Source organism: Pseudomonas sp. UBA6753 (assembly GCF_002453565.1).
Lineage (GTDB): Bacteria > Pseudomonadota > Gammaproteobacteria > Pseudomonadales > Pseudomonadaceae > Aquipseudomonas > Aquipseudomonas putida_Z.
Map to the genome: position 1 here is coordinate 328,412 of NZ_DKHD01000002.1, position 6,644 is coordinate 335,055.

The 6,644-nt window shown below is 64.8% G+C and carries 5 protein-coding genes; 4 read left to right on the forward strand and 1 reads right to left on the reverse strand.

Annotated features, from left to right (window positions below; genetic code table 11):
* Positions 1-60: 60 nt before the first annotated feature.
* The 3 genes from dbpA (at position 61) to yccS (ending at position 5,121) form a co-directional block, all read left to right on the forward strand.
* On the forward strand, positions 61-1,398 hold the full coding sequence (dbpA, locus tag B2790_RS01715) for an ATP-dependent RNA helicase DbpA (RefSeq protein WP_286918127.1): 1,338 nt from the start codon (positions 61-63) through the stop codon (positions 1,396-1,398).
* 146 nt (positions 1,399-1,544) lie between these two features.
* Entirely contained in the window at positions 1,545-2,726 is a 1,182-nt protein-coding gene (locus tag B2790_RS01720; protein WP_039612469.1) for an NAD(P)/FAD-dependent oxidoreductase, read from the forward strand.
* Between the two features lie 211 nt (positions 2,727-2,937).
* Positions 2,938-5,121: a YccS family putative transporter gene (gene yccS, locus B2790_RS01725; protein ID WP_286918120.1), complete on the forward strand. Its 2,184-nt coding sequence runs from the start codon at positions 2,938-2,940 to the stop codon at positions 5,119-5,121.
* 130 nt (positions 5,122-5,251) lie between these two features.
* On the opposite strand, the gene B2790_RS01730 is transcribed toward yccS, so the two are convergent.
* The gene (locus tag B2790_RS01730; protein ID WP_286918121.1) at positions 5,252-5,989 is read right to left on the reverse strand and encodes a substrate-binding periplasmic protein; all 738 of its coding nucleotides are present in this window, start codon (positions 5,987-5,989) and stop codon (positions 5,252-5,254) included.
* Between the two features lie 155 nt (positions 5,990-6,144).
* On the opposite strand from B2790_RS01730, the gene B2790_RS01735 reads away from it, so the two are divergent.
* Positions 6,145-6,597, forward strand: a complete 453-nt coding sequence (locus tag B2790_RS01735; RefSeq protein WP_286918122.1) for a GNAT family N-acetyltransferase — start codon at positions 6,145-6,147, stop codon at positions 6,595-6,597.
* The last annotated feature ends 47 nt before the right edge of the window (positions 6,598-6,644 follow it).

A 6,644-nucleotide genomic window follows, 5' to 3' on the forward strand; every position in this document is an offset into this window, starting at 1 on the left:
CAGGCCCGCCTCGTGACCACCGAATCCACCGCCTTTGCCACCTTGCCGCTGTCCACTGCCATGCTGGCCAACCTGGACGCCCTCGGCTATGCCTCGATGACACCAATCCAGGCCCAGAGCCTGCCGGTCATCCTCAAGGGGCAGGACCTGATCGCCCAGGCCAAGACCGGCAGCGGCAAGACCGCCGCCTTCGGCATCGGCCTGCTCAACCCGATCAACCCGCGCTACTTCGGTTGCCAGGCGCTGGTGCTGTGCCCTACCCGCGAGCTCGCCGACCAGGTGGCCAAGGAGCTGCGCCGCCTGGCCCGCGCCGAGGACAACATCAAGATCCTGACCCTGTGCGGCGGCGTTTCGCTGGGCCCGCAGATCGCTTCGCTGGAGCACGGCGCACACATCATCGTCGGCACCCCAGGGCGCATCCAGCAGCACCTGGACAAGGGCACCCTGGTGCTCGACGGGCTGAACACCCTGGTATTGGACGAAGCCGACCGCATGCTCGACATGGGCTTCTTCGATGCCATCGCCAGCATCATCGGCAAGACCCCGTCGCGCCGCCAGACCCTGCTGTTCTCGGCCACCTACCCGGCCGGCATCAAGCAACTGGCCGCCGACTTCATGCGCAACCCGCAACAGGTCAAGGTCGAGAGCCTGCACGCCGACAACCAGATCGAGCAGCGCTTCATCGAGATCGACCCGCAACAGCGCCTCGAGGCCGTCACCCGCGTGCTCGGCCACTACCGCCCGCAGTCCTGCGTGGCGTTCTGCTTCACCAAGCAGCAGTGCGAGGATGTGGTCGCCCACCTGACCGCCAAGGGCATCGTTGCCCAGGCCCTGCATGGCGACCTGGAGCAGCGCGACCGCGACCAGGTGCTGACCATGTTCGCCAACCGCAGCAGCTCGGTGCTGGTGGCTACCGATGTGGCCGCGCGCGGCCTGGACATCGATGGCCTGGACATGGTCATCAACGTCGAACTGGCACGTGATGCGGAAATCCATGTGCACCGTGTGGGCCGTACCGGCCGTGCCGGCGAGAAAGGTATTGCGGTCAGCCTGGTGGCACCGGCCGAAGGCCACCGCGCCCAGGCCATCGAAGACCTGCAGAAGAGCCCGCTGCGCTGGGACCAGCTGGACAGCCTGAAGCACAAGGGAGGCGAGCCGCTGCTGCCGCTGATGAGCACCCTGTGCATCGCCGCCGGGCGCAAGGACAAGCTGCGCCCGGGTGACATCCTCGGGGCGCTGACCGGTGACGCCGGCATCCCCGGCAAGCAGGTGGGCAAGATTGCGATCTTCGATTTCCAGGCGTTCGTGGCCGTGGAGCGACCGCTGGCCAAGCAGGCCATGCAGCGCCTGAACAGCGGCAAGATCAAGGGGCGCTCCCTGAGAGTCCGTATCGTCTGATGATTTTTGGGGCTGCTCTGCAGCCCATCGCCGGCAAGCCAGCTCCCACAGGATTACCACAGGCCCCAGGCTTGTGCTGTACCTGTGGGAGCTGGCTTGCCGGCGATGGGCCGCTCAGCGGCCCCAGCTAACAATGAGGTAACACCGTGCACTCCACCGACGTGATCATCCTCGGCGCCGGCGCCGCCGGCCTGATGTGCGCCCAGCTCAGCGCCCGCCGTGGCCGCCGGGTACTGGTGCTCGACCACGCCAACAAACCGGGCAAGAAGATCCTCATGTCCGGCGGCGGCCGCTGCAACTTCACCAACATGTATACCGAGCCGGGCAACTTCCTCTCGCAGAATGCGCACTTCTGCAAGTCGGCCCTTGCCCGCTACACCCAGTGGGACTTCATCGAGCTGGTGTGCAAGCACGGCGTGGCCTACCACGAGAAGAAGCTCGGCCAGCTGTTTTGCGACAACAAGGCCAGTGACATCCTCGACATGCTGCTGGCCGAATGCGATGAGGCCGGCGCCGAGATCCGCATGCACACCAGCATCGAGCAGATCGAGAAGACCGAAGGCGGCTACCTGCTACAGACCAGCGGCGGCCAGTTCGCCTGCCAGTCGCTGGTGATCGCCACCGGCGGCCTGTCGATCCCGACCCTGGGTGCCACCGGCTTCGGCTACCAGGTGGCCCGCCAGTTCGGCCATACCCTGCTGCCAACCCGCGCCGGGCTGGTGCCGTTCACCATCACCGAGCCCCAACTGAAGGCACTGTGCACCGAGTTGTCCGGCACCTCGCTGGATTGCACCGCCAGCTGCAACGGCACCAGCTTCCGCGAGAACCTGCTGTTTACCCACCGCGGCCTCAGCGGCCCGGCAATTTTGCAGATCTCGTCGTTCTGGGAAGCCGGTGACACGGTCGAGATCAACCTGCTGCCCGACCGTGATGCACTGACCTGGCTGCAACAGATGCAGGCCGAACGCGCCAACGCCGAGCTGAAGACCGTGCTGGGCGAGGTGTTTACCCGCAAGCTGGCCAACCTGCTGGCCGAGCAGTGGTTCGAGTCCAGGCCGATGAAGCAGTACACCCCGGCGGAACTGGCACAGATCGCCGAAAAGCTGGCGAACTGGCAAGTGGTGCCGGCCGGCACCGAGGGCTATCGCACTGCTGAAGTGACCCTGGGTGGCGTGGATACCCGCGAGGTGTCGTCCAAGACCATGGAATCGCTGAAGAGCCCCGGGCTGTATTTCATTGGTGAAGTGCTGGATGTGACCGGCCACCTGGGCGGTTTCAATTTCCAGTGGGCCTGGGCCTCCGCCAACGCCGCGGCGCAGTTCGTGTAGAGTAGAATCCATTCAGCAGCACGGAACGCTTCTTGCTGGCCCGTGCTCAGTGTCGGAATTTGGGCCGCTTCGCGCCCCTTCGCGGGCACGCCCGCTCCCACAGAGTTCCGCGTATCCCCTGTGGGAGCGGGCGTGCCCGCGAAGGGGCGCGAAGCGGCCCCGGTAACCGTCTCTGAAAGGTATTTCTCTGATCACTGCCTAGCAGGCCATCATGTCATCGAGCTCGTTCCGTCAGTCACTGCGTCGCCTGTGGGGTCAAGACAAGTTCAGCTACAGCATCCGGGTCACCATCGCCCTCACCGGCAGCCTGGCCCTGTGCTGGTACCAGAACGAAATGGCCCTGCTGATTCCGCTGTTCCTCGGCATCATCGCCAGCGCCCTGGCCGAAACCGATGACAGCTGGCAGGGTCGCCTCAGCGCCCTGGCCGTCACCCTGGTGTGTTTTGCCATCGCCGCACTGGCGGTCGAACTGCTGTTCCCCTACCCGTGGGCATTCGTCATTGCCCTGGCCTTGGCGGCCTTCGGCCTGACCATGCTCGGTGCCCTGGGCGAGCGCTATGGCGCCATCGCTTCAGCGACCCTTATCACTGCGGTGTACACCATGATCGGCGTGGACCAGCGCGGCGGCCAGGTCACCGACTTCTGGCACGAACCATTGCTGCTGGTGGCAGGTGCGGCCTGGTACGGGCTGCTGTCGGTGCTGTGGCAGGCGCTGTTTTCCAACCAGCCGGTGCAGCAGAGCCTGGCCAAGCTGTTTTTCGAGCTGGGCAGCTACCTCAAGCTCAAGGCCAGCCTGTTCGAACCCATCCGTACCCTTGACGTCGAAGCCCGGCGCCTGGAGCTGGCCCAGCAGAACGGCAAGGTGGTAGCGGCGCTCAACGCGGCCAAGGAAATCATCCTGCACCGGGTGGGCAACAGCCAGCCGAACTCCAAGGTCAGCCGCTACCTCAAGCTGTACTTCCTGGCCCAGGACATCCATGAACGGGTCAGTGCCTCGCACTATCCCTACAACGCCCTGACCGAGGCTTTTTTCCACAGCGACGTGATGTTCCGCTGCCAACGCCTGCTGCGCAAGCAGGGCTCGTCCTGCCAGGAACTGGCCCGCTCGATCCGCCTGCGCCAGCCGTTCGTGCTGGCCAGCGGTTATCCCGAAGCCCTCGAAGACCTCAACGCCTCGCTGGAACACCTGCGCATGCAGAACAACCCGGCCTGGCGTAGCCTGCTTCGCTCGTTGCGGGCGCTGGCGGCCAACCTGGCGACGCTCGACCGCCTGCTCAGCGCCGCCAGCAACCCGGACAGCCTGGCCGACACAAGCGATAGCAGCCTGCTCGACCGCTCGCCACGCTCGCTGAAGGATGTGTGGACCCGCCTGCGTACCCAATTGACGCCGACTTCGCTGCTGTTCCGCCATGCCCTGCGCCTGCCGCTGGCGCTGTCGATCGGCTATGGCATGGTGCACCTGATCCACCCCACCCAGGGCTACTGGATCATCCTCACCACGCTGTTCGTGTGCCAGCCCAACTACGGTGCGACCCGGCGCAAGCTGGTGCAGCGGATAGCCGGCACCGCCGTCGGCCTGACGGTGGGCTGGGCATTGTTCGACCTGTTCCCCAACCCGGTCATCCAATCGTTGTTCGCCGTGGTCGCCGGGGTGGTGTTCTTCGTCAACCGCACCACCCGCTACACCTTGGCCACGGCCGCGATCACCCTGATGGTGCTGTTCTGCTTCAACCAGATCGGCGATGGCTATGGCCTGTTCCTGCCGCGCCTGTTCGATACCCTGGTCGGCAGCCTGATCGCCATCCTCGCGGTGTTCCTGTTCCTCCCCGACTGGCAGGGGCGGCGGCTGAACAAGGCGCTGGCCAATACCCTGGCCTGCGCCAGCGTGTACCTGCGGCAGATCATGCAGCAGTATGCCCACGGCAAGCGCGATGACCTGGCCTACCGCCTGGCCCGGCGCAACGCCCACAACGCCGACGCGGCGCTGTCCACCACCCTGGCCAACATGCTGATGGAGCCGGGGCATTTCCGGAAGGAGGCCGACGTCGGCTTCCGCTTCCTGGTGCTGTCGCATACCTTGCTCAGCTACCTCTCGGGGCTGGGCGCGCACCGCGACACGGCCTTGCCGGCGGAGGTGCAGGAACAGTTGATCGAAGGTGCTGGGCAAAGCCTGGCCAGCAGCCTGGACGAGATTGCCAACGGTCTGGCCGCGCGGCTGCCGGTGGCGATTCACAGTGATGCCGAAGAAGCGCTGGCCAATGCCTTGGAGCAGATGCCGGAAGAGCTGGATGAGCACCAGCGGCTGGTGCAGACGCAGCTGGCGTTGATCTGCCGGCAGCTGGGGCCGCTGCGGACCTTGGCAGCGCATTTGATCAAGGAAGGTGCACCGGCCTGAATGCATTGTTACCTGCTCTGGCCTCTTCGCGGGCACGCCCGCTCCCACAGGAACATCACAAACCTCAAGTCCTGTGAGATACCTGTGGGAGCGGGCATGCCCGCGAAGAAGCCAGAACAGGGGTTAAAGATCAGAAGCCATGCTGCCGCATGAGCCGCGCATAGCTGCCATCCGCCTTCATCGCTGCAATCGCCTGCTCGAACCGCTCGACGATCCGCGCATGCTCCGGGTTTTTCAGGCTGACCAGGATATGCAGGGTGTTCTCCCCCAACGGCGGCTCCACCAGCATCACCCCATCGCGTACCTCCGGCAGTTCGCGCTGCAAGTTGTAACGGGCCACGTACTCGTCTTCCACCGCCAGGTCCACCCGCCCCGCCGCCAGCATGCGTACCGCAGAGAGAAAGTTGCGCACCGCCACCTTGTGCAGGTGGGTGTCGCGGTCGAACTCGGGGGAATAGGCGTAATCACGCACCACAGCGATGCTGTAGGGGTATAAGTCTGACTGGCGCTTGTAGCGAAACGCCTCGCCCTTGCGTTGCAACAGGCGAATGCGGTTGACCAGGTAGGCTTCGGAAAACTGCCCGATGCTGGCGCGCGAGTCGTTGTACCAGGCGTTGATCAGCACGTCGTAACGCCCCTCGCTCACCCCCAGCAGAGCCCGCGCCCAAGGTGCCTCTTCGACCCCACTGGTGTAGCCGGCCCGGGCCAGCGCCGTGGTGACGATGCTGGTCGCCAGGCCACCGCCCGGCATGCTGGCATCGGTGAACGGCGGCCAATTGTCAGCCACCAGGCGTAGCTTTTCGTAACCCGGGGCGGGTGTTGCAAGCATCATTGCCAGCAACCCCAGAACACAAAGCAGTGGCTGCATGCTCACGTCCTTTCGCAATGGAGGGCACACACTGCCGACGAGATTACACAAAGCCGTCGCCGAGGGCAGCGGCCAATAGTGTCATTTAGCCTCTATTTTGGCCGTGGCCCATACATCATGCGATGATCGACGGCCCACTCAAGGAGTTCGCGCCAATGTCCATCGACTGGCTCTGCAAGCACCACACCGATCTCAGCAAGGACCAGCTCTACGCCATTCTGCAATTACGCACTGAAGTGTTCGTGGTCGAGCAGCGCTGCGCCTACCAGGAAGTCGATGGCCAGGACCTGACCGGCGATACCCTGCACCTGATGGGCTGGCAGGATGACAGGCTGGTGGCCTATCTACGCCTGCTCGACCCGCAATCCCAGGGTGGGGATGTGGTGATCGGGCGGGTGGTGACTGCACCTGCGGCGCGCGAGCTGAAGCTGGGGCACCCCCTGCTGCTCAAGGGCTTGGAGGCAGCGGAGCATTGCTGGCCGGGGGTGCCGGTCTATCTGTCGGCGCAGGCGCACTTGCAGGCGTTCTATGCCCGGCATGGGTTCGCGGTGGTGGGCGAGGAATACCTTGAGGATGACATTCCGCATATCGGGATGCGCAAGGGTTGAGATCGCCGGGGGTGCTTCGCCCCCCTTTTGCGACACAAGGCCGCTCC

Excerpts from the sequence above, each read along its gene's own strand:
- dbpA (WP_286918127.1), top strand. The coding sequence starts at position 61 with ATGCTGGCCAACCTGGACGCCCTCGGCTATGCCTCGATGACACCAATC.
- yccS (WP_286918120.1), top strand. The coding sequence starts at position 2,938 with ATGTCATCGAGCTCGTTCCGTCAGTCACTGCGTCGCCTGTGGGGTCAA.
- B2790_RS01730 (WP_286918121.1), bottom strand. The coding sequence starts at position 5,989 with ATGCAGCCACTGCTTTGTGTTCTGGGGTTGCTGGCAATGATGCTTGCA.
- B2790_RS01735 (WP_286918122.1), top strand. The coding sequence starts at position 6,145 with ATGTCCATCGACTGGCTCTGCAAGCACCACACCGATCTCAGCAAGGAC.